A 21,686-nucleotide genomic window follows, 5' to 3' on the forward strand; every position below is an offset into this window, starting at 1 on the left:
TTTGGGAAACGCACGGAGTTTTACCTGGCTACTGATGTATGGAGAGGCTGATGGCCTCATCGCTGGCAAGCCAGCTCCCACAGGGAATGTGTGCACCGCTGAACCTGTGGGAGCTGGCTTGCCAGCGATGAGGCCCGGAAGAACAACCGGGATTTATTCCTGCGCCGCGGTCATCTGCCCATCCCACCCACCGCCCAGCGCGGCAATCAGCTGGACACTGGCCACCAGCCGGCCCTGCAGCAGGTTGAGTACGCTGCGCTCGTTGCTCAGCGCCGTGGTCTGCACATTCACCACGTCCAGGTAGCCGATCAGCCCGGCCTTGTACTGGTTCTCGGTCAGGCGCAGGGATTCGCGCGCCGATTCCAGCGCCTCCTGGCGCACCACCGCCTCATCGCCATACACCTTGAGCTGCACCAGGTAGTTTTCCACCTCGCGGAAACCATCCAGCACGGTCTGGCGGTACTGCGCCACGGTCTGGTCGTACACCGCTTCGGTACGGTCTACCTCGGCCGAGCGCTTGCCGGCGTCGAACAGGGTCATGGCCAGGCTCGGCCCTACCGACCAGAAGCGGTTGGGCAGGCTGATCCAGTTGCTGAAAGTGCTACTGCTGTAGCCGCCGTTCATGCTCAGGCTCAAGTCCGGGAAATAAGCGGCCCGGGCCACGCCGATATTGGCGTTGGCGGCCATCACGTTGCGCTCGGCGGCGGCGATATCGGGACGGCGCTCCAGCAACTGCGACGGCAGCGACAGCGGAATCTGCGGCAGGGCCGGGATAGTATCGGTGGCGGCCAGGGAAAACTCCGCCGGCACCTTGCCCAGCAACACGGCGATGGCGTTCTCGTACTGCGCACGCTGCCAGACCAGATCCACCAGGTCCGCCTCGGTGGTCTTGAGCTGGGTTTGCGCCTGGGCGACCGCGTCCTTGCCGGACACCCCGGCCTGGTACTGGTTCTGGGTCATCTTCAGCGAACGCTGGTACGCCGCCAGGGTCGCTTCGAGCAGGCGCTTCTGCTGGTCGATCACCCGCAGTTGCAGGTAGTTCTGCACCAGTTCCGACTGCTGGCTCAGGCGGATCGAGGCCATCTCGGCAAAGCTTGCCTCCGCGCTGGCTTCGTTGGCGTTGAGCCCCTCGCGCAGCTTGCCCCACAGGTCGATTTCCCAGCTCACCCCCAGTTGCGCGCTGTAGGTGTCGCGGATCCCGCTGCTGTTGTTGCTCAGGCTGGAGCTCGAACTCCCGGTGCCCTGGCTGGAACGGGTCTTGCCGGCGCTGAGATCGAGGCTGGGGAACAGCGAGGCCCGCGAGCTGCGCACCAGGGCCTGGGCCTGGCGGTACTGGGCCTCGTACTGGCGCACGGTCTGGTTGTTGGCATTGAGTTCGGCGACCAGCGCGTTGAGTTGCGCATCGCCATACAGCTCCCACCAGGCTCCACGGGCCAGGGTGTCGGACGGCGTAGCCTGGGTCCAGCCCTCGGCATGCTTGAACGGCACGTCGGTGTGCATGGCCGGGCGATGGTAATCCGGGCTCAGGGTGCAGGCGCTGAGCATCGCCACGCACAGGCTGGCCGCCAGCAGGCGCGAGCCACGGGCCCCGAGCAGGCGCATCAGCGAAGAATCGGAAAGAAGCAGGCGTTGGCTCATAGCGGGGTTTCCAAAGCGGCATCGGTGCGCACGCCGCGCCAGCGGTTGAAGCGGTGGCGGGCGCGGTCCAGGTAGAGGTAGACCACCGGGGTGGTGTAGAGCGTGAGGACCTGGCTGAAGACCAGGCCGCCGATGATGGTCAGGCCCAATGGCTGGCGCATTTCCGAACCCTCGGCATTGCCCAGCAGCAACGGCAGGGCACCGAGGATCGCCGCCAGGGTGGTCATCAGGATCGGCCGCAGGCGCAGCAGGCAGGCGCGGCGAATCGATTGTTCGGGGTCCAGGCCCTCGTGGCGCTCGAGTTGCAAGGCCAGGTCGATCATCAGGATGGCGTTTTTCTTCACTACACCAATCAGCAGGAACAGCCCCAGCAACGAGATCAGGCTGAACTCGCCACCGGTGACGTACAGGGTCAGCAAGGCGCCGACGCCCGCCGACGGCAGGGTCGAGAGGATGGTCAACGGGTGAATGTAGCTTTCATAGAGAATGCCCAGCACCAGGTACACCAGCACCAGTGCGCCGAGGATCATCAGCGGCTGGCCCTGCTGGGTCTTGACGAAGGCGTTGGCATTGCCGCCGAGCTTGGCGATGACGTCTTCGGGCAAACCGACCGCGGCCACCGCGCGCTCCACCGCCGCCAGGGCTACGTCCGGGGTGTAGCCCTCGGCGATATCGAAGGAGATGTCCTCTGCGGCGAACTGCCCTTCGTGGCTGACCCGGTCATCGGCCAGGGTGTTCTCGTAACGGGCGAAGGTGGACAAGGGCACCCGTGCGCCGTCGGCAGTGATCACCTGGACCTGCTCCAGGGTGCTCGGGTCCTGGGCGTACTTCGGATTGATCTCCATCACCACCTGGTACTGGTTCAGGCTGTCGTAGATGGTCGAGATCTGCCGCTGGCTGTAGGCGTTGTTGAGCACGGCGGTGACCATGTTCATGTCGATGCCCAGGCGCTTGGCCTGGTCGCGGTCGACCACCAGGGTCACCTGCTGGGTGCCGCCGCCGTCGCGGGCGTCGATGGCGGTCAGTTCGGGCAGCGAACGCAGGGCCGCGACCACCTTCGGGTACCAGTTGCGCAATGCCCCCAGGTCGCCGCTTTGCAGGGTGTAGAGGTACTGCGAGGTGGTCTGGTCGCGACCGCCCCCGCCCAGTTGCAGGTCCTGGTCGGCCTGGAGGAACAGGCGTCCGCCGGGCACCAGGGGCATTTCCTTGCGCAGGCGCTCGATCACCTGCTGGGCCGACAGCTTGCGTTCCTTGATCGGCTTCAGGCGCACCAGGACCATGGCGTTGTTGGTGCCGCTGTTGCCGCCAATGAAACCGGCCACGCTCTGCACCGCCGGATCGGCGAGCAAGGCACGCCGGTAGATCTCCATCTTCGGCTGCATCACGCTGAACGACAGACCGTCGTCACCGCGCACGAAACCCATCAACTGGCCGGTGTCCTGCTGGGGCATCAGGGTCTTGGGCACCACCACGTACAGGGCGATATTTACCCCGATGGCGACGAACAGGCTGAGCAGGGTCAAGCGCCGATGACGCAGGGCCCAGCCGAGGCTGCGGTCGTAACCGGCGACCATGCGCTGGTTGACCCGCTCGCTCCAGCGTTGCAGGCGGGTCTGCCCCGCCGCCGGATCGTGGGGCTTGAGCCAGCGCGAGCAGAGCATTGGGGTCAGGGTCAGGGACACCACCAGGGAGACGATGATCGCCGCCGCCAGGGTGATGGAGAACTCGCGGAACAGCGCGTTGACGATGCCGCCCATGAACAGGATGGAGACGAACACCGCCACCAGCGAGACGTTCATCGACAGCAGGGTGAAGCCTACCTCGCTGGTCCCGAGATAGGCCGCGCGCAGGGGCGGCTGGCCGTCCTCGATATGCCGCGAAATGTTCTCCAGGACCACGATGGCATCGTCCACCACCAGGCCCGTGGCAAGGATCAGCGCCATCAGCGACAGGTTGTTCAAGGAAAAACCGCACAGGTACATGACCGCGAAGGTGCCCACCAGCGACACCGGCACCGCCAGGGTCGGGATCAGCGAGGCGCGGAAATTGCCGAGGAACAGATACACCACCAGCACCACCAGGACCACGGCGATCAGCAGGGTGTGCTCGGCTTCCTTGAGGGTCGCCTTGATCACCGGCGAGCGGTCCATGGCGATGTTCAGGGTAACGCTGGACGGCAGCAGCGATTGCAGGGCCGGCAACTGCTCCTTGATCTGCGCCACGGTCTCGATGATGTTGGCATTGGTCTGCCGGTTGATCACCAGCAGCACCGCTTCCTGGTCGTTGAAGAAGCCGCTGTTGTAGCGGTTCTCCACGCCGTCGCTGACCTTGGCCACATCGCTCAGGCGCAGCACCGAGCCGTCCTGGTAACGGATCACCAGCGGTTCGTAGTCCTTGGCCTTTTCCAGCTGGTCGTTGGCCCGCACCTGCCAATTGCGCCCGGCGTCCTCGATAAAGCCCATGGGCCGGCGCTGGTTGGCCGCGGCCACGGTCTCGCGCACGTCTTCCAGGGCCAGGCCGTACTGGGCAAGCATCTTCGGCTGCAGCTCGATGCGCACTGCCGGCAGCGAGCTGCCGCCGATCTGCACCTCCCCTACCCCGGCCACCTGCGACAGGCTCTGCGACAGGATGGTCGAGGCCAGGTCGTAGAGCTGGCCCTTCTGCAGCACGTCGGACGTCAGCGACAGCACCATGATCGGTGCTTGCGACGGGTTGATCTTCTTGTAGGTGGGCATGCTTTTCATGCCGCTGGGCAGCAGGTTGCGCGCGGCATTGATGGCCGCCTGCACTTCCCGCGCGGCGCCGTCGATATCGCGGTCCAGGTCGAAGCCGAGAATGACCCGGGTCGAGCCCTGGCTGGAGCTGCTGGTCAGGGTGGTGACCCCGGCGATGGTGCCCAGCTTGCGCTCCAGCGGCGTGGCCACGGTAGCGGCCATCACCTCGGGGCTGGCGCCCGGCAGGCTGGCCGAGACCACGATCACCGGAAAGTCCATCTTCGGCAACGGCGCCACCGGCAGCAGGCCGAAGCTCACCGCACCGAGGAGCATGATCGCCAGGCTCAGGAGCATGGTCGCCACCGGGCGACGGATGAAAGGCGCGGAGAGGTTCACGACAGGCTCCCGCTCATCACGGCCATGGCGCTCATGCCTGCTCCCCGCTGGCCGCCGGCTGCGGCTTGAAGCGCCGCGACAGGCGATCGAAGTACAGGTAGATCACCGGCGTGGTGAACAGGGTCAGGACCTGGCTCAGGGCCAGGCCACCCACCATCACCAGGCCCAGCGGCTGGCGCAGCTCGGCACCGGAACCGCTGGCGAGCATCAATGGCACCGCACCGAACAGCGCCGCCAGGGTGGTCATCAGGATCGGCCGGAAGCGCAGCAGCGCCGCCTGGTAGATGGCCTTCTGCGGCTCCATGCCCTGGTTGCGCTCGGCCTCCAGGGCGAAGTCGATCATCATGATCGCGTTCTTCTTGACGATGCCGATCAGCAGGATGATGCCGATGATGGCGATCATGCCCAGGTCGTTGCCGCTGAGGATCAGCGCGAGCAAGGCCCCCACCGCCGCCGAAGGCAGGGTCGAGAGGATGGTGACCGGATGGATGTAGCTCTCGTAGAGCACGCCAAGCACGATGTACATGGTTACCACGGCAGCGAGGATCAGCAGCAATGTGCTTGACAGCGAGGCCTGGAAGGCTTGCGCCGCGCCCTCGAAGCGAGTCTGCACGCCCAGCGGCATGCCGATGTCCTTCTGCACCTGCTCGATCAGTTGCACGCCCTCGCCCAGGGACACGCCCTCGGCCAGGTTGAACGACAGGGTCACCGCCGGGAACTGGCCGATATGGGAAATCGCCAGTTGCGCCTGGCGTTCCTCGACATGGGCCAGGGCCGACAGGCGCACCTGGCTGCCGGCGGTGGTCTTGACATAGATGCCGTCCAGCGCCTTCGGCCCGAGGGTGGCCGCGGCTTCGGCCTGGAGCACCACGCGGTACTGGCTGGCCTGGGTGTAGATGGTGGAGATCTGGCGCTGGCCGAAGGCGTCGTACAGCGCGTTGGTGATTTCCGAAACGGTCACCCCAAGGCGGCTGGCGGCGTCGCGATCGATCACCAGGAACACCTGCAGGCCCTTGTCCTGCAGATCGCTGGCGACGTCGGTCAGTTGCGGGTATTGCTGCAGGCCATGCACCAGCTTGCCGCTCCACTGCGAGAGCAGTTCGGCATCCGGCGACGACAGGCTGAACTGGTACTGGGTACGGCTGACCCGGTCCTCGATGCTCAGGTCCTGCACCGGTTGCATGAACAGGCGGATGCCGCTGAGGCGGTCGACCTGCGGTTGCAGGCGGGCGATCACCTGGGCGGCGGTCAGGTCGCGCTCGCCGTGGGGCTTGAGGTTGATCAGGAAGCGCCCGCTGTTGAGCGTGGCGTTGTCACCATCGACGCCGATATAGGACGACAGGCTGTCCACGGCCGGGTCCTCGAGGATCAGTGCCGCCAGTTCCTGCTGGCGCTGGCTCATGGCGGCAAAGGACGTGGCCTGCGGGGCTTCGGAAATACCCTGGATCACCCCGGTGTCCTGCACCGGGAAGAAACCCTTGGGTACGGCGATATATAGCAGCACGGTCAGGCCCAGGGTCGCGACCGCCACCAGCAGGGTCAGCGGCTGGTGCCTGAGCACCCATTGCAGGCCGCGGCCGTAATGCTCGATCAGCCAGTCGATCCAGGCCCCGCTGGCCCGGTAGAAGCGGCTCTGCTCGTGCTCCTTGGGTTCACGCTTGAGCAGGCGCGCGCACATCATCGGGGTCAGGGTCAGGGATACCACCAGGGAAATCAGGATCGCCACCGCCAGGGTAATGGCGAACTCGCGGAACAACCGCCCCACCACGTCGGCCATGAACAGCAGCGGGATCAGCACTGCGATCAGCGAGAACGTCAGCGAGATCAGAGTGAAGCCGATCTGCCGCGCGCCCTTGAGCGCGGCCTGCAGGGGCGTCTCGCCTTCCTCGATGTGGCGGGCGATGTTCTCCAGCATGACGATGGCGTCATCCACCACGAAACCGGTGGCGATGGTCAGGGCCATCAGGGTCAGGTTGTTGATGGAGAAGCCGGCCAGGTACATGACGCCGAAGGTGCCGATCAGCGACAGCGGCACGGCGATGGACGGAATCAGGGTGGCGCTGACCCGGCGCAGGAACAGGAAGGTCACCATCACCACCAGGGCGATGGCGAACAGCAGTTCGTGCTGCACGTCGCGCACCGAGGCGCGGATGGTCTGGGTGCGGTCGGTGAGCACGCTGACGTCCAGGCCGGCCGGGAGGTTGTCGGTGATTTCGGGGAGCATGGTCTTGATCCGGTCCACCACCTCGATCACGTTGGCCCCCGGCTGGCGCTGGATATTCACCAGCACCGCCTGGTTCTGGTTGGCCCAGGCGGCCAGGCGCTCGTTTTCGGCACCATCGACGATCTCGGCGACATCCTTCAGGCGCAGCGGCGCGCCGTTGTTATAGGCGAGGATCAGGTTGGCGTATTCCTCGGGAGAGCGCAGCTGGTCGTTGGCGTCCAGCATCGACACCCGGGTCGGGCCATCGAAGTTGCCCTTGGGCTGGTTGACGTTGGACGCGCCGATCAGGGTACGCACGTCGGCCAGGTTCAGCCCTGCTGCCGCGAGGGCGTCGGGGTTGACCTTGATCCGCACCGCCTGGCGCTGGCCACCGGCGATACTGACCATGCCGACGCCGCTGATCTGGGCGATCTTCTGCGCCATGCGCGTATCGACCAGGTCGTTGAGCTTGGGCAGCGGCATGGTCTTCGATGAAATCGCCAGGGTCAGCACCGGGGTATCGGCCGGGTTGACCTTGTTGTACACCGGCGGCGCCGGTAGATCGCTGGGCAACAGGTTGCTGGCGGCGTTGATCGCCGCTTGCACCTGCTGCTCGGCGACGTCCATGTTCATTTCCAGGCTGAAGCGCAGGGTCAATACCGAGGCGCCGCCGGAGCTGGTCGAGGCCATCTGTTCCAGGCCCGGCATCTGCCCGAACTGGCGTTCCAGCGGGGCGGTGACCGCGCTGGTCATCACCTGCGGGCTGGCGCCGGGGTACAGGGTCATGACCCGGATGGTCGGGTAATCGACCTGGGGCAGCGCCGCCACCGGCAGCAGCTTGTAGGCGATCAGGCCGGCCAGGACGATGGCCAGCATGCTCAGGGTGGTGGCGACCGGGCGGAGAATGAACAGGCGCGAGAGGTTCATGCGCCGGCCTTGCCGCTGGATGCCGGGGCTTCGGAGACCTCGGGCTTGTCCTGGCCTTGCAGGTGCTGGCCGGGAGTGGTCGGGACCTTGGCCGGATCGTCCACCACATCGACCTTGGTGCCATCGCGCAGGCGGTCGGTGCCTTCCAGCACTACCCGCTCGCCCTTGGCCAGGCCTTCCTTGACCACGGTGCGTTCACCATCGCTGGCGCCGACCTTGAGATTGCGGATATGCACCTTGTTCTCGTCGTCGATGACATAGACGAAGGTGCCGTTGCTGCCGAACTGGATCGCCGCCGCCGGCGCCAGCACCACGTCCTTGAGGGTGTCGGCCAGCAGCCGGGCGTTGACGAACTGGTTGGGGAACAGGGCCTCGTCGCGGTTTTCGAAGCGCGCCTTGAACTTGAGGGTACCGGTGGTGATGTCGATCTGGTTATCGATGCTCGCCAGCACGCCGGTGGCCTGCTGGCGCGTGTCGCCACGGTCCCAGGCTTCCACCGGCAGCGGCGTACCGGTACGGAAGCGGGCCAGCACGGTGTCCAGTTCGTTTTCCGGCAGGGTGAAGGCGACGGTGATCGGCTGGGTCTGGGTGATCACCACCAGGGCGGTAGTGTCGTTGGCCGCCACCAGGTTGCCGAGGTCGAGCTGGCGCAGGCCGAGACGGCCGGAGATCGGGGCGCGGATCCTGGTGAAGTCGAGATTGAGCCTGGCGTCGCCCACCGCGGCCTGGTTGGTCTTGATCGTGCCTTCGTACTGCGCGACCAGCGCGGCCTGGGTGTCGAGGGTCTGCTTGGCGATGCTGTCCTCGGCATACAGGCCTTTGTAGCGGGCCAGGTCGATCTGCGCGTTCTTCAGTTGCGCCTGATTCTGCGCCAGGGTGCCCTCGGCCTGCTGCAGGGCGATCTGGTAGCTGCGCGGGTCGATCTCGGCGAGCAGGTCGCCGGCCTTCACCTGCTGGCCTTCCTTGAAGTAGACCTTGACCAGCTCCCCCGCCACCCGGCTGCGCACGTTGACCGTGTTGGTCGCGGTCACGGTCCCCAGCGCCTTGTAATAGACCGGGAAGTCGCCAACCGTGGCCGCGGCCACCCGCACCGGGACGCTGGCGGTGGACGAGCCGAAGCCTGGACGGCCACCGCCGACCCCGGCCATGGCGCCGCGGCGACCACCGGCATTGCCCTTGGCTTCGCCTTGGGCGGCCGGCGTGGTGTGGGTCTGTGCGCTGGGCCAGAGCCACCAGCACAGGCCGGCGATGACCAGCAGGATCAACAGGCTCAGGAGCCAGCGGCGGGAGGAACGGGAGGAAGATTGCATCGGGTTCTCGACCATGAGTACGCAGGAAACTTTGAAGGAGGCTGAACGATAAGCACTCCAAGCGTTTTAGCAAAGCGCCTTTACCGGCAATTTACCGATAACTGACGTTGCCAAGTTTCTGAACTTTAAATAAAAACGGCCTGGACTAAGCCAGGCCGTTTCAGGGTGTTGCAGGATCGTCGTGCCGCTTGCCTTACTTCAGGACCGCCAGGGCCGCGTCGTAGTTCGGCTCTTCGGCGATTTCGCCCACCAGCTCGGCGTGCAGGACCTTGTCGTTCTCGTCCAGGACCACTACCGCACGGGCAGCCAGGCCGGCCAGTGGGCCGTCGGCGATGGCCACGCCGTAGTTCTCGAGGAACTCGCGGCCGCGCAGGGTCGACAGGTTCTGCACGTTGCTCAGGCCTTCGGCGCCGCAGAAGCGGGCCTGGGCGAACGGCAGGTCGGCGGAAATGCACAGCACCACGGTGTTGGCGATGTCATTGGCCTGGGCATTGAACTTGCGCACCGAGGTGGCGCAGGTTGGCGTATCGACGCTCGGGAAGATGTTCAGCACCTTGCGCTTGCCGGCGTAGTCCTTCAGCGACTTGTCGGCCAGGCCTTCGCCAACCAGGGAGAACGCCGGCGCCTGGGCGCCGGCCTTCGGCAGTTCGCCTTTGACCTGAACCGGATTGCCTTTGAGAGTCACTTGAGCCATGAGCGGAGTCCTTATGCGGGGTTGAAAAGACCCAGAGTTAAGCACGAAAGTGCGCCGGCACCTATGGAGCAATGCAAATTGTTGAATTGTCGGACGTTTTTTGTGGACAATCTGCCGATTTGAAGCCGAACAATTTCAGTCGCCTTCACTGGCCCTTGTGGGAGCTGGCTTGCCAGCGATGAGGCCAGAACAGACAACATCCTTGCCCTTGAGGGCCCTATCGCTGGCAAGCCAGCTCCCACAGGTGTTATGCGCTCAGCTTAGGGCAGCAGCGAATAGACGACGGAAGACAGCGCCACCAGGCCGACAGCCACGACGAACACATTCGACGCCTTGCCGCTGTACTTGCGCATCGCCGGGACCTTGCGGATGGCGTACATCGGCATCAGGAACAGGATCGCCGCGATCACCGGGCCGCCCAGGGCTTCGATCATGCCGAGGATGCTCGGGTTGAGGGTGGCGACGATCCAGCACACCACCAGCATCAGCGCGGCGGTGACCCGGTCCAGGGTCCTGGCCGGCGGGCGCTTGCCGGTCTTGAGGATGATGCCCTTGAGGCCCTCGCTGGCGCCGATGTAGTGACCGAGGAACGACTTGGCAATGGCGACGAAGGCGATCAACGGCGCGGCGAAGGCGATGGTCGGGTTGCTGAAGTGGTTGGCCAGGTACGACAGGATCGACAGGTTCTGCGCCTTGGCCTCGGCCAGTTGCGCCGGGGAAAGGGTCAGCACGCAGCTGAACACGAAGAACATCACCATCGCCACCATCAGCAGGTGGGCACGGGCCAGGATCTGCCCGCTGCGCTCGTCGGCATGGGCACCGTAGCGGCGCTTCTGGTCGACGGCAAAGGCCGAGATGATCGGCGAATGGTTGAAGGAAAAGACCATGACCGGGATCGCCAGCCACAGGGTGTGCAGGAAGGCGCCGCCACTCGGCACATCGCCGGCGGTGCTGAGGATGCCGCCGTTCCAGTGCGGAACCAGGAACACCGCGAGGAACGCCAGGGCGACGATGAACGGGTAGACCAGCAGGCTCATGGCCTTGACCGTGGCCTGCTCGCCGCAGCGCACGATGGCCAGCAGGCCGAGAATCAGCACGAATGACAGCAGCGCCCGCGGTGGCGGCTGGATATGCAGTTGGTGCTCCATGAAGCTGCCAACGGTGTTGGTCAGGGCCACCGAGTAGATCAGCAGGATCGGGAAGATGGCGAGGAAGTAAAGCACGGTGATCATCGCACCGGCACTCAGGCCGAAGTGCTCTTCCACCACCTCGGTGATATCGCCGCCGTTGCGTCCGGACAGGACGAAGCGGGTCAGGCCGCGGTGGGCGTAGTAGGTCATCGGGAAGGCCAGCAGCGCCAGGATAAGCAGCGGCCAGAAGCCGCCGAGGCCGGCGTTGATCGGCAGGAACAGGGTGCCGGCGCCGATCGCGGTGCCGAACAGGCCAAGCATCCAGGTGGTGTCATGACGGTCCCAGCGCGCAAGGCTCGCGGCCGGGGTGGATTCGAAGCGTTGTTCAACGCTCGGGGACTGCTCGTTCATTCCGGGTGAAGCTCCACTCGCAAGACTGCAACAGCGCCGCAAGTGGCTGAATAGACGCCTCAGCACACCCCGGCCATAAAAGAGGGGCGCGATTGTGCGCTGAAAGGTTGCACTTGCAAAGCCCTGTCCGAGGAATGGTTGCACCTTTGCGGTGCATAGACAGCAGGATTTTGAGGTGTTGCTGATGGCCTCATCGCTGGCAAGCCAGCTCCCACAGAACCCTGTGGGAGCTGGCTTGCCAGCGATAGGGCCCTCAAGACTTACTGAACCGCAGCGATCGCCTCGGCCACCTGCTGCAGGTTGTCAGGACGCAACCCCGACATGCACACCCGGCCGCTGTCGATCAGGTACACGCCGAACTCGTCGCGCAGACGGCGCACCTGGGCCACGCTCAGGCCGGTGTAGCTGAACATGCCGCGCTGGCTGAGGAAGAACGAGAAGTCCTGACCCGGCAACAACACCGCCAGCGCATCCACCAGGCCCTGGCGCATCTCCAGGATACGCAGGCGCATCTGCTCGACTTCCGCTGCCCATTGGGCATTCAACCCGGCATCGTTCAACACCGTGGCCACCAGTTGCGCACCGAAGGTGGGCGGGCTGGAGTAGTTGCGGCGTACGGTGGCCTTGAGCTGGCCGAGTACGCTGGCCTGGGTCTGGGCATCGTCGCAGACCACCGACAGCCCCCCTACCCGCTCGCCATACAGCGAGAAGATCTTCGAGAAGGAGTTGCTGACCAGGCACGGTACGCCGGCACGGGCGGCCTCGCGGATGGCGAAGGCGTCCTCGACCAGGCCTTCGCCGAAGCCCTGGTAGGCGATGTCGAGGAACGGGATCAACTCGCGCGCCTTGACCACTTCGATCACCTGCTGCCATTGGGCCTGGTTCAGGTCGACGCCGGTGGGGTTGTGGCAGCACGGGTGGAGCAGGACGATGCTGTTGGCCGGCAGGGTCTGCAGGGTAGCCAGCATGCCGTCGAAGTTGACGCCACGGGAGGCCTGATCGAAGTACGGGTAGGTATTCACCTTGAACCCGGCGCCTTCGAAGATGGCACGGTGGTTGTCCCAGGTCGGATCGCTGACCCATACCTGCGACTCCGGGAAATAGCGCTTGAGGAAGTCGGCACCGACCTTCAGCGCGCCGGAACCGCCGACCGTCTGCACGGTGGCGACGCGACCGCTGGTCACCGCCGGGTGATCGGCGCCGAACAGCAGGTTCTGGATGGCCTGGCGGTACCCGGCCAGGCCTTCCATCGGCAGGTACAGGGAGGCTTCGTGGGGCTTGTCGGCCAGGCGCTTCTCCGCCTCGCCCACGGCTGCCAGTTGCGGCACCACGCCGGCCGCGTCGTAGTACAGGCCGATGCTCAGGTTGACCTTGTTGGCACGCGGATCGGTCTTGAAGGTCTCCATCAGCGACAGAATCGGGTCACCGGCATAGGCATCGACATGTTTGAACACAGCGCACAGCTCCTTGGGGCAGGATGAATCGAACAAAGTGTGTCGAGCATACCCGGACTCGCGGTGCAGGAACATGCCCTTGGTGCAAGGGTTTTGTGCGGCGGTGCATGATCCGGAGAACGCCGCCGCCCCCTGTGGGAGCTGGCTTGCCAGCGATTGCAGCAGTGAATTCACTATAGCTATCGCTGCGGTTCGGCGGTCCGACAAGCCAGCTCCCACAGGGTCAGTGTCAGGCCAATGTCTGCAGTTGACTCCATTCCTCCGCCGTCACGCTCACCCCTTCCCGCGCCGACTGCTCCCGCTCCCTGAACCGCCGCTCACCTGGCATCCGCGTCACCCCTACCGCCTCCATCTGCCGCACCAGTTCCCGCGCCCGCGCGGCGAAGCGCTCGCCCTGGGCCAGGCGTGGATCGATGACGATGATCAATTGCCCGGTCCACGGCGTCTTCGCCCCTGGATGCCGCGACCAATCGAACTCGAAGGAGAAATTGCCGCCGGTCAGCGCCGCCGCCAGCAATTCGACCATCATCGACAATGCCGAGCCCTTGTGCCCGCCGAACGGCAGCAGCGCTCCGCCATCGAGAATCGCCGCCGGGTCCCGGGTAGGCCTGCCCTCGCGGTCAACGCCAATGCCCTTGGGCAGCAGCTCGCCCTTGCGCGCGGCGATCTGCACATCGCCATGGGCCATGGCGCTGGTCGCCATGTCGAAGACGATCGGCGCCCCGCCCGCGCAGGGCGCGGCAAAGGCGATCGGGTTGGTACCGAACAATGGCCGCTGCGCGCCCTCGGGCACCACGCAGGTCATACTGTTGACCACGCTCAGGGCCACCAGCCCCTCTTCGGCGAACGGCTCGACGTCCGGCCACAGCGCGGCGAAGTGATGGGAGTTGTAGATTGCCAGCACCGCGATCCCGGCGCTGCGCGCCTTGCCTGCCAGCAGCTCGCGGGCCGCAGCCAACGCCGGCTGGGCAAACCCGCCAGCGGCATCGACACTCACATAACCGCTGGCCACATCGCTGACCACGGGCTCGGCCCGGCCATCGACCCAGCCGCTGGCCAGCGTAGAAAGATAACCGGGGATACGAAACACGCCATGGCTATGGGCGCCATCACGCTGGGCACTGGCGCAGTTGGCCGCGAGGGTGGCGGCCACCGTTTCACTGCAACCATGACGAACGAAGATGCGCTGCAACAGGTTCACCAGGTCGGCGAACGGAATCCGTGTGGCAGGTGCGGACATCTGAAGCTCCCTTGCTTGGAATTGGATTGGGATCAGCTACCCGTGGACTTTCTCCGGATGACCGCTATCTGTCAAAGTCTGTAGCAACCCTGACCACGCTGGAGGTGTACCCGCATGCAATGCCAAACCCTCGTTCTCGGTGCCGGAATCGTCGGCGTCAGTACCGCCCTGCACTTGCAGGCGCGCGGACGGCAGGTCGTGCTGATCGACCGCAACGAGCCCGGCAGCGGCACCAGCCATGGCAATGCCGGGCTGATCCAGCGCTCCAGCGTGACGCCCTACGCCTTTCCCCGCGACCTGAAAACCCTGGCTCGCTACAGCCTCAACCGCCAATCCGCGGTGCGCTACGACTGGCGCTACCTGCCACGGGTCGCGCCATGGCTGCTGCGTTACTGGCAGCAGTCCGCCCCTGCCCCGCTGGCCGACGCGACCCGGGCCATCCAGCCGTTGATGCAACGCTGCGTCAGCGAGCACGACCCGCTGATCGAAGCCGCCGGGGCCCAGGCGCTGGTCAGGACCGAGGGCTGGATCGAGCTGTACCGTGATCCAAACGCCCTGGCCGCCGCCACCGCCGATGCCGCGAACCTTGGACCCTACGGCCTGGCCTTCGACCTGCTCGACCGCCAGCAACTGCATGCCCGGGAACCCAGCCTGAGCCAGGCGGCCATAGGCGCCATCCACTGGCTCGATCCCAAGACCGTAAGCAACCCCGGCGCACTGGTGCGCGCCTATGCACGCCTGTTCGTGCAGCGCGGCGGGCAGTTCATCCACGGCGATGCCCGCAGCCTGCGGCAGGTCGGGGGTGGCTGGCAGGTCAGCAGCCAGCGCGGCCCGATCGATGCCCGGGAGGTGGTCATTGCACTGGGCCCGCAGGCGGCCGAGGTGCTGAAGCCGCTGGGCTACGCCATTCCATTGGAGAGCAAGCGCGGCTACCACATGCACTACCAGGTTCGCCCGGGCATGTCGCTCAGGCATTCAATCTGCGATGTCGAGGCCGGCTTCGTCATCGCGCCGATGGACCAGGGCATCCGCCTGACCACGGGCGTGGAGTTCGCCGCCAGCGACGATCCGGGCAATGAAATCCAGTTGAAGCGCTGCGAGGTGATCGCTCGCAGCCTGTTCCCCCTGGGCGAGCGGCTCGACAGACAGCCGTGGCTGGGGCGCCGCCCGTGCCTGCCGGACATGCGCCCGGTGATCGGCCCGGCGCCACGGCATGAAGGGCTGTGGTTCAACTTCGGCCATGCCCACCATGGCCTGACCCTGGGGCCGGTCACGGCACGGCTGGTGGCGGAGATGATGTGTGGGGAAGTGCCGTTTACCGACCCTGCGCCCTATAGCGCCGGGCGTTTCGTTTGAAACACGGACCTGTGGGAGCTGGCTTGCCAGCGATGAGGACGGCACTGACAAAGATGTTGTCAGATCTGGCCAAATCGCTGGCAAGCCAGCTCCCACAGGGACCGTGTTTCAGTCTTCCAGCGGTTTCGGAGGCGGCAGCGGTTTTGCCGGCTTGGCCGGCTTGGCATCCGCCTTGCCCGCCTTGCCCGCCTTGGCATCTGCGGCAGCTGGCGCCGCCTGGGGCTCCGGCTTGCTGATCGCCTTCTCTTCCGCCGGCAGCGCATCCACCGCCGCGAAGACCTTGCTCATATCCAGCGAACCGTCGTTGTCCAGCACATGCTTGCTGCCGTCCTTGCCCACCAGGGTCACCTGGGTGCCGTTCTGCGCGCCGCGGCTGACCTGGCGGATCAAGGCCATGGTGGTCTGCTGTTCGAGGTTCTTGTCGTCACGCTTGCCGATCATCCCGGCCACGCTGTAGAGCACCAGGCCGCGCTCCTTGAAGCCGGCCTGGGTCGCCGGGTCCTTGAGTGATTCGTTGAGGCTTCGCAACAGCGGGTCGGCGCTGGTCGGGGCAATCACCACCAGCGGACGGGCCCGGCCCGCATCCAGATCCAGAGGGTTGTCATCGGCCAGCAGCGGACCGGCGATGGCCAGCAGGACGGCAAGGGTCAGGGACCGGACGAGCATGTGTTTCTCCTTCTTCATTCCTCGTAACAATGACTACAGACCTCAAGGAAAGATCCGAAGGTCGGAGCCTAAACGACTGCGCAGGGCAACTGCCCGGGACAAAGGTAACTTTCGGTTTCAGAAAGGTAATTTCTCACGTGCCGAAACGAAAAGTCCGACACACCTAGACAGGAGGATAGTCGATGGCGGGAAGCTGCGCGGAAGATACCCTCGCAGCGAAAGATTCCTCTAGAACAACCCCATCTGCCGGTCGATCAAGCCGGCGAAGTCATCACCGACGAAGGGCAATATCGCGTCCGCCACCGGCTGCAACTGACGGCTGAGGTAGTGATCGTAATCGATCGGACTGCGCCGGTTTTCCAGCGGCTCCGGCCCGCTGGTGGTGATCACGTAGCTGATCCAGCCGCCCCGCTGGTACTGCCGCGGCCGCCCCTGGCTGTCGTTGTACTCGTCCGCGAGCCGGGCGGCGCGGACATGCGGCGGGACGTTGCGCTGGTAGTCGTCCAGCGGGCGGCGCAGACGCTTGCGGTAGATCAGCAGTTCGTCCAGCTCGCCGGCCAGGGTGCGCTGCACGTAGTCGCGGACGAACTCGCGGTACGGCTCGCGCTGGAAAATCCTGCGGTACAGCGCCTGCTGGAACTCCCGGGCCAGCGGCGACCAATCGGTGCGCACGCTTTCCAGGCCCTTGTAGACCATTTCCTCGCTGCCGTCGGCGCGCCTTACAAGGCCGGCGTAGCGCTTTTTGCTGCCCTCCTCGGCGCCGCGGATGGTCGGCATCAAAAAGCGCGTGTAATGGGTCTCGTATTGCAGCTCCAGGGCGCTTTCGAGCCCGTATTCATCGCGCAGGTGGTCGCGCCACCACTGGTTGACGCCTGCCACCAGCGCCTTGCCGATGCGGTCGGCGTCCTCCGGAGCATGGGCGCTCTTGAGCCAGACGAAGGTGGAGTCGGTATCGCCATAGATCACCGTATAGCCCTGGGCCTCGATCAACTGCCGGGTACGCTGCATGATCTGGTGCCCACGCAGGGTGATGGACGAGGCCAGCCGTGGGTCGAAGAAGCGACAGCCGCTGGAGCCGAGCACGCCGTAGAAGGCGTTCATGATGATCTTCAAGGCCTGGGACAGCGGCGCGTTTCCTTCGCGCTTGGCCGCCTCGCGGTTTTGCCAGACCCGTTCGACGATGGCTGGCAGGCAGTGCCGGGTACGCGAGAAACGCGCCTGGCGAAAGCCCGGCACCGAGTGCTCGTCGTCCGGCTCGCGCAGGCCTTCGATCAGGCCCACCGGGTCGATGAGGAAGGAACGGATGATCGATGGGTACAGGCTCTTGTAATCCAGTACCAGCACCGATTCGTACAGCCCGGGCCGCGAATCCATGACGAAGCCGCCAGGGCTGGCCTCGCCCTCGCGCCCGCCCAGGTTCGGCGCGACGAAGCCTAAGCGGTGCATCAGCGGGATATACAAATGGCAGAACGCGGCCACCGAGCCGCCGCTGCGGTCCGCGGGCAATCCGGTGACCGTGGCCCGTTCGAGCAGGAAGTCCATCAACCGGGTCTTATCGAAGATCCGTGTGACCAGCTCGCAGTCCTTGAGGTTGTAGCGCGCCAGCGCCGGACGGTCCTCGGCGAACATGCGGTTGATCTCGTCCATGCGCTGGTAAGGGGTGTCGATGGCCTTGCCTTCGCCAAGCAGGGTCTGGGCCACGTTTTCCAGGCTGAAGGACGGGAAGCTCCAGGTTGCCGAGCGCAGCGCCTCGATACCGTCGATGATCAGCCGGCCGGCGGCCGCGGCGAAGAAATGCGTGCGGCTGCCGTGCTCGCGCCACTCCATCGGCTGCTTATCACGGCCCAGCAATAGCGGTACGTCCAGTTGCTTGCTGTGCTCGTGGAGCACGCGCAGGTCGAACTGCACCAGGTTCCAGCCGATGATCGCGTCCGGATCATGCCGGGCCAGCCAGGCATTGAGGCTGTGCAGCAGTTCGGCACGGGTGTCGCACCAGGCCAGGTCGAAATCCACCGTGCTGCCATCGCCGTTGGCCGGTCCCAGCATGTACACCTGCCTCTGGCCGCAGCCTTCAAGGGCGATGGAGTACAGTTCGCCACGCTCGCTGGTCTCGATATCCAGGGACACCAGTTTCAGGTGCGGGCGGTAATTGCTGGAGGGTTTGAGCTGGGCGTCCAGGTAAACGCCGTCGGCATCGACCTTGCCACTGAACGCTACCGGCGCAGTGATGAAGCGCTCCATCAAATAGCGCTCCGGCGGTCGGATATCGGCCTCCAGTACCTCGATACCGGCGCCGCGCAGGCGTTTTTCCAGCTGGATCGCCTGGCGTTGCTGGCGACAGTACAGGCCCAGCACCGGCTGGTGTTCGAAGTCCTGCAGGGCCAGCGGGCGCAGTTCCACGTCGCGCTCGCCGCGCAGCAGTTCGCGGGCGCGGGCCTCGTACTGCGCCGGGATGAAGGCCACCGAGGTCTGCAACGGCAGGCGCAACAGGCGCGGGCCGGCATCGGTGGCCAGCCAGAATTCCACCTGGGTGCCCTGGGGCGTGTCCCGCCAATGGCGGGTCAGGACAAAGCCCTGTTGTGGCTGCACCACGGTTTCCTCTGCTGGCAAACATCGAATGGCCGCTGCAAAACCCTGTGGGAGCTGGCTTGCCAGCGATTGGGCCGGACCTGACAACATCTTTGCCATGGCCGGCCTCATCGCTGGCAAGCCAGCTCCCACAGGTTCTTGCGCAAGCCGCGAAGGGGGACGGATTCTACCTGCACGACGCCTTGTCGACGACGGGTTTCGGCGCGCCCCTCATCCCGTTAGAATGCCCGGCCAGGAGCTCCTTCCCCCACTATGGACAGTGCCCGACATGATGAATTGCGCCCCGCAGGACCAATCCCGTGCGATCTGACCGCTCCCTGCTCTCCCTGTTGTGGCTGCTGCCGCTGACGGCACTGGCCGGCGATCCGGTTATCGACCCGCATGCCGACCTGCTTTACCGCCAGGCCCTGCCGCTGCTGGAAAAGGCCGAGGCACAAAGCAACGCGCTGCCGCTGGACGCCCTGCCCACCGACCGCGAACTGATCCGCAAGGTCCAGGCCCTGGACCAGACCCTGCAACCGGCCGTGGCCCTGCTGCAGCGCGCCGCGCTGTTGCAGCACCCGGTGGCCGAATACCGCCTGGCCCTGCATTACATCACCCATCTTCCCGCCGGGCAGATCGCTGCCGAAGCCTGTCCGCTGCTGCGTTCCAGCATCGCCCAGGGCTTTGCCCCGGCCGCGCTGGAAGTGGTCAACTGGTGTCCCGAGGTGCTGGAAGACAGCACCTATCGCCAGGCCCTGGAGCAGGTGTCGACACGCAGTTCGATGTATGCCGGCTACTACCCGCAACCCGCCGTGCGCCTGCTGTGTCTGCGCGAACGGCCACAAGGCCTGGCCATGCAGTGGGGACGCCAGCGTGACTTCCAGGCCGAGGTCTATCGCCTGCTCGCCGGGCTGGACGCCAGCCAGCGCGTCACCTACGCGCACAAGGCCATGGAAATCAACGGCTGCCAGGCTGCGCAACACCAACTGGTCAGCCACCCGTAGCAGACAGCAAGATCGTTCAAGGCGCCCGGCCGGTGCTCTGGCATGCTGCAGGACCGTTCCTTGCCTTGTTGTCGCCCATGCCTGCATCCATCGCCCGTACTGCCTGTATCAAAGGCTCCATCGCCTGCCTGCCGCTGTCGCTGGCCGTCGCGCCCTGGGGGCTGCTGGCCGGTTCCATGGCCATCGAAGCCAAGCTTACCCCGCTGCAAAGCCAGGGCCTGTCGGCGATCGTCTTCGCCGGAGCGGCGCAACTGGTGGCCATCGGCATGCTCAAGGGCGGCGCCAACCTGTTTTCCATACTGCTGACCACCTTGCTGCTGACCTCCCAGCACCTGCTCTATGGCCTGTCGATGCGCCCGGTGCTGTCGGAGTTGCCGACCCGCTGGCGCCTGACCCTGGGCTTCCTGCTCACCGACGAGTTCTTCGCCCTGGTCAGCCAGCATGACCGCCAGCAGTTCAACCGCTGGTACGCCTTTGGCGTCGGCTTCACCTTCTACCTGGCCTGGAACCTGTTCACCCTGGCCGGGATCATCCTTGGCCAGAGCATTCCGCACCTGGACCAACTGGGCCTGGACTTCTCCATCGCCGCTACCTTCGTCGCCCTGATCGCGCCCACGGTACGCAGCGTGCCGACGCTGGTGTGCGTGGCGGTCGCGCTGTTCTGCTCGGTGCTGTTCAGCTACTGGCACTGGGAAACCGCGCTGGTCGCCGCCGGGCTGCTGGGCATGGCCGCAGGTTTTATCTGCCAGAAATCATTCGGAGCACGCTGATGGTCTTCATCCTGATCCTGGCCATGGGCCTGCTGGTTTTCCTCAACCGCTACGCATTTCTCGAACCGCGCCTGCCCCTGCGCCTGAGCTCCAATGCCCGGCAATTCCTGGGCTTCGCCGTACCCGGGATGCTCACGGCGATCTGCGGACCGATCGTGTTCCTGCCCGGGCAGCAACTGAACCTCGACCCGGCCAACCCCTACCTGCTGGGTTCGCTGCTCGCCGTGGTGCTGGTACTCTGGACGCGCAATACCCTGCTCAGCATGCTGCTGAGCATGGGCTTGTTCTTTATCTATCGCGGCTGGCTGAGCGGTTCGCCATGACACAGGTTCCACGGGAACAGACCCATTTCTGGCAGGCAGCGGCGCTGGACAACCTCGAGTTGCTCCAGGCCCGCTATTTCCAGCAGCGTTTCGCTCCCCACGTGCACGAAGGCTATTCCATCGTCGCCATCGAGACCGGTGCGCAGTGCTTCTGGCACCGCGGCGCCGAGCATGTGGCACCGGTGGGCAGCGTAGTGCTGATCAACCCTGAGGAACTGCACACCGGCGCCCGCGCCCACGAGAACGGCTGGAGCTACCGCGGCTGCTACCCGGACGTGACCCATATGACCAGCGTGCTCGACGAACTGGAACTGGATGCCGGGGGCACACCGGGCTTCAGCGCCAGTGTCCTGCACGACCCGCCGGTATTCCGTGCCCTGCTCGGCCTGCACCGCTGCGCCCAGCAAGGCGCCAGCGCCCTGGAGCAGCAATCGGCCTGGCGCGAGGCAGCGTTGCTGCTGATGCAGCGCCACGCCCGGGTCCGCGACCCGCGCGCCCCGGGCAACGAACCGCTGGCCGTGGTCCGCGCCCGCGAGCTGCTGGATGCGCGCCTGGATTGCCCGCCGTCGCTGGAGGAACTGGCGGCTGCCGTGCACCTGTCGCCGTTCTACTTCGCCCGGGTGTTCCGCCAGGCCACCGGCCTGCCACCCCATGCCTGGCTCAAGCAACGCCGCCTGGCCCGGGCCCGGACCCTGCTGCGCCACGGCTACCTGCCCTTCAACGTCGCCGTGGACCTGGGTTACGCCGACCAGGCCCACCTCAATCGACAGTTCAAGCAGGCCTACGGCGTCACCCCGGCGAGTACCGCCGCGCCTGCGTGCACTCGACCTCGATCTCCGTTCGATAATCGAACACAACCCGGTCCTGCCCCCTCAAGCG

Annotated in this window: 14 protein-coding genes and 1 pseudogene; 5 read left to right on the forward strand and 10 right to left on the reverse strand. The window is 65.5% G+C overall.

Features of this window, described 5'->3' with window-relative positions:
* Nucleotides 1–153: 153 nt before the first annotated feature.
* The 8 genes from CSV86_RS12190 to CSV86_RS12225 form a co-directional block, all read right to left on the reverse strand.
* Nucleotides 154–1,638, reverse strand: a complete 1,485-nt coding sequence (locus CSV86_RS12190; RefSeq protein WP_009400324.1) for an efflux transporter outer membrane subunit — start codon at nt 1,636–1,638, stop codon at nt 154–156.
* Nucleotides 1,635–4,748, reverse strand: a complete 3,114-nt coding sequence (locus CSV86_RS12195) for an efflux RND transporter permease subunit (RefSeq protein WP_009400325.1) — start codon at nt 4,746–4,748, stop codon at nt 1,635–1,637. Before CSV86_RS12195 ends, CSV86_RS12190 begins: the two co-directional genes overlap by 4 nt.
* Nucleotides 4,749–4,779: 31 nt before the next feature.
* Nucleotides 4,780–7,878, reverse strand: coding sequence for an MdtB/MuxB family multidrug efflux RND transporter permease subunit (locus CSV86_RS12200; protein WP_009400328.1), 3,099 nt, complete (start codon nt 7,876–7,878; stop codon nt 4,780–4,782).
* Nucleotides 7,875–9,203 carry an MdtA/MuxA family multidrug efflux RND transporter periplasmic adaptor subunit gene (locus tag CSV86_RS12205; RefSeq protein WP_009400330.1) on the reverse strand — a complete coding sequence of 443 codons (1,329 nt, stop codon included), beginning with the start codon at nt 9,201–9,203 and terminating at the stop codon, nt 7,875–7,877. The genes CSV86_RS12200 and CSV86_RS12205 overlap by 4 nt, the downstream gene beginning before the upstream one ends.
* A gap of 178 nt (nt 9,204–9,381) precedes the next feature.
* Nucleotides 9,382–9,882, reverse strand: a complete 501-nt coding sequence (gene tpx / locus CSV86_RS12210; protein ID WP_009400333.1) for a thiol peroxidase — start codon at nt 9,880–9,882, stop codon at nt 9,382–9,384.
* Between the two features lie 260 nt (nt 9,883–10,142).
* Nucleotides 10,143–11,423, reverse strand: a complete 1,281-nt coding sequence (locus CSV86_RS12215; RefSeq protein ID WP_009400336.1) for an HAAAP family serine/threonine permease — start codon at nt 11,421–11,423, stop codon at nt 10,143–10,145.
* Nucleotides 11,424–11,683: 260 nt separating this feature from the next.
* Entirely contained in the window at nt 11,684–12,877 is a 1,194-nt protein-coding gene (locus CSV86_RS12220; RefSeq protein ID WP_009400338.1) for an amino acid aminotransferase, read from the reverse strand.
* A 229-nt stretch (nt 12,878–13,106) separates the two neighbouring features.
* Nucleotides 13,107–14,117, reverse strand: a complete 1,011-nt coding sequence (locus CSV86_RS12225) for an Ldh family oxidoreductase (RefSeq protein ID WP_009400340.1) — start codon at nt 14,115–14,117, stop codon at nt 13,107–13,109.
* A 114-nt stretch (nt 14,118–14,231) separates the two neighbouring features.
* Here CSV86_RS12225 and CSV86_RS12230 point away from each other — a divergent pair, with 114 nt between their 5' ends.
* Nucleotides 14,232–15,473 carry an NAD(P)/FAD-dependent oxidoreductase gene (locus tag CSV86_RS12230; protein ID WP_009400342.1) on the forward strand — a complete coding sequence of 414 codons (1,242 nt, stop codon included), beginning with the start codon at nt 14,232–14,234 and terminating at the stop codon, nt 15,471–15,473.
* 108 nt (nt 15,474–15,581) lie between these two features.
* Here the strand turns inward: CSV86_RS12230 and CSV86_RS12235 are convergent, their stop codons facing one another.
* Nucleotides 15,582–16,139 (reverse strand): DUF4174 domain-containing protein, encoded by a 558-nt coding sequence (locus CSV86_RS12235; protein WP_009400343.1) that lies wholly within the window; start codon nt 16,137–16,139, stop codon nt 15,582–15,584.
* Nucleotides 16,140–16,367: 228 nt separating this feature from the next.
* Entirely contained in the window at nt 16,368–18,728 is a 2,361-nt protein-coding gene (locus CSV86_RS12240) for a DNA polymerase II (RefSeq protein ID WP_037060558.1), read from the reverse strand.
* 299 nt (nt 18,729–19,027) lie between these two features.
* On the opposite strand from CSV86_RS12240, the gene CSV86_RS12245 reads away from it, so the two are divergent.
* The 4 genes and pseudogenes from CSV86_RS12245 to CSV86_RS12260 all read left to right on the forward strand — a co-directional run bounded on the left by CSV86_RS12245 (nt 19,028) and on the right by CSV86_RS12260 (nt 21,654).
* Nucleotides 19,028–19,714, forward strand: a complete 687-nt coding sequence (locus tag CSV86_RS12245) for a hypothetical protein (protein WP_009400345.1) — start codon at nt 19,028–19,030, stop codon at nt 19,712–19,714.
* Between the two features lie 77 nt (nt 19,715–19,791).
* Nucleotides 19,792–20,484, forward strand: a complete 693-nt coding sequence (locus tag CSV86_RS12250) for an AzlC family ABC transporter permease (protein WP_037060561.1) — start codon at nt 19,792–19,794, stop codon at nt 20,482–20,484.
* Nucleotides 20,484–20,807 (forward strand): branched-chain amino acid transport AzlD family protein, encoded by a 324-nt coding sequence (locus CSV86_RS12255; RefSeq protein ID WP_009400359.1) that lies wholly within the window; start codon nt 20,484–20,486, stop codon nt 20,805–20,807. The genes CSV86_RS12250 and CSV86_RS12255 overlap by 1 nt, the downstream gene beginning before the upstream one ends.
* A pseudogene (locus tag CSV86_RS12260) lies at nt 20,804–21,654 on the forward strand (helix-turn-helix transcriptional regulator). The gene CSV86_RS12255 and the pseudogene CSV86_RS12260 overlap by 4 nt, the downstream one beginning before the upstream one ends.
* Nucleotides 21,655–21,686 lie beyond the last annotated feature (32 nt).

It is taken from the genome of Pseudomonas bharatica CSV86, assembly GCF_000319305.2.
GTDB classification, from domain to species: Bacteria; Pseudomonadota; Gammaproteobacteria; order Pseudomonadales; family Pseudomonadaceae; genus Aquipseudomonas; species Aquipseudomonas bharatica.

Coding starts and splice junctions, on each gene's coding strand:
- CSV86_RS12225 (WP_009400340.1), bottom strand. CDS start 14,117: ATGTCCGCACCTGCCACACGGATTCCGTTCGCCGACCTGGTGAACCTG.
- CSV86_RS12190 (WP_009400324.1), bottom strand. CDS start 1,638: ATGAGCCAACGCCTGCTTCTTTCCGATTCTTCGCTGATGCGCCTGCTC.
- CSV86_RS12215 (WP_009400336.1), bottom strand. CDS start 11,423: ATGAACGAGCAGTCCCCGAGCGTTGAACAACGCTTCGAATCCACCCCG.
- tpx (WP_009400333.1), bottom strand. CDS start 9,882: ATGGCTCAAGTGACTCTCAAAGGCAATCCGGTTCAGGTCAAAGGCGAA.
- CSV86_RS12235 (WP_009400343.1), bottom strand. CDS start 16,139: ATGCTCGTCCGGTCCCTGACCCTTGCCGTCCTGCTGGCCATCGCCGGT.
- CSV86_RS12230 (WP_009400342.1), top strand. CDS start 14,232: ATGCAATGCCAAACCCTCGTTCTCGGTGCCGGAATCGTCGGCGTCAGT.
- CSV86_RS12205 (WP_009400330.1), bottom strand. CDS start 9,203: ATGGTCGAGAACCCGATGCAATCTTCCTCCCGTTCCTCCCGCCGCTGG.
- CSV86_RS12200 (WP_009400328.1), bottom strand. CDS start 7,878: ATGAACCTCTCGCGCCTGTTCATTCTCCGCCCGGTCGCCACCACCCTG.
- CSV86_RS12250 (WP_037060561.1), top strand. CDS start 19,792: ATGCCTGCATCCATCGCCCGTACTGCCTGTATCAAAGGCTCCATCGCC.
- CSV86_RS12255 (WP_009400359.1), top strand. CDS start 20,484: ATGGTCTTCATCCTGATCCTGGCCATGGGCCTGCTGGTTTTCCTCAAC.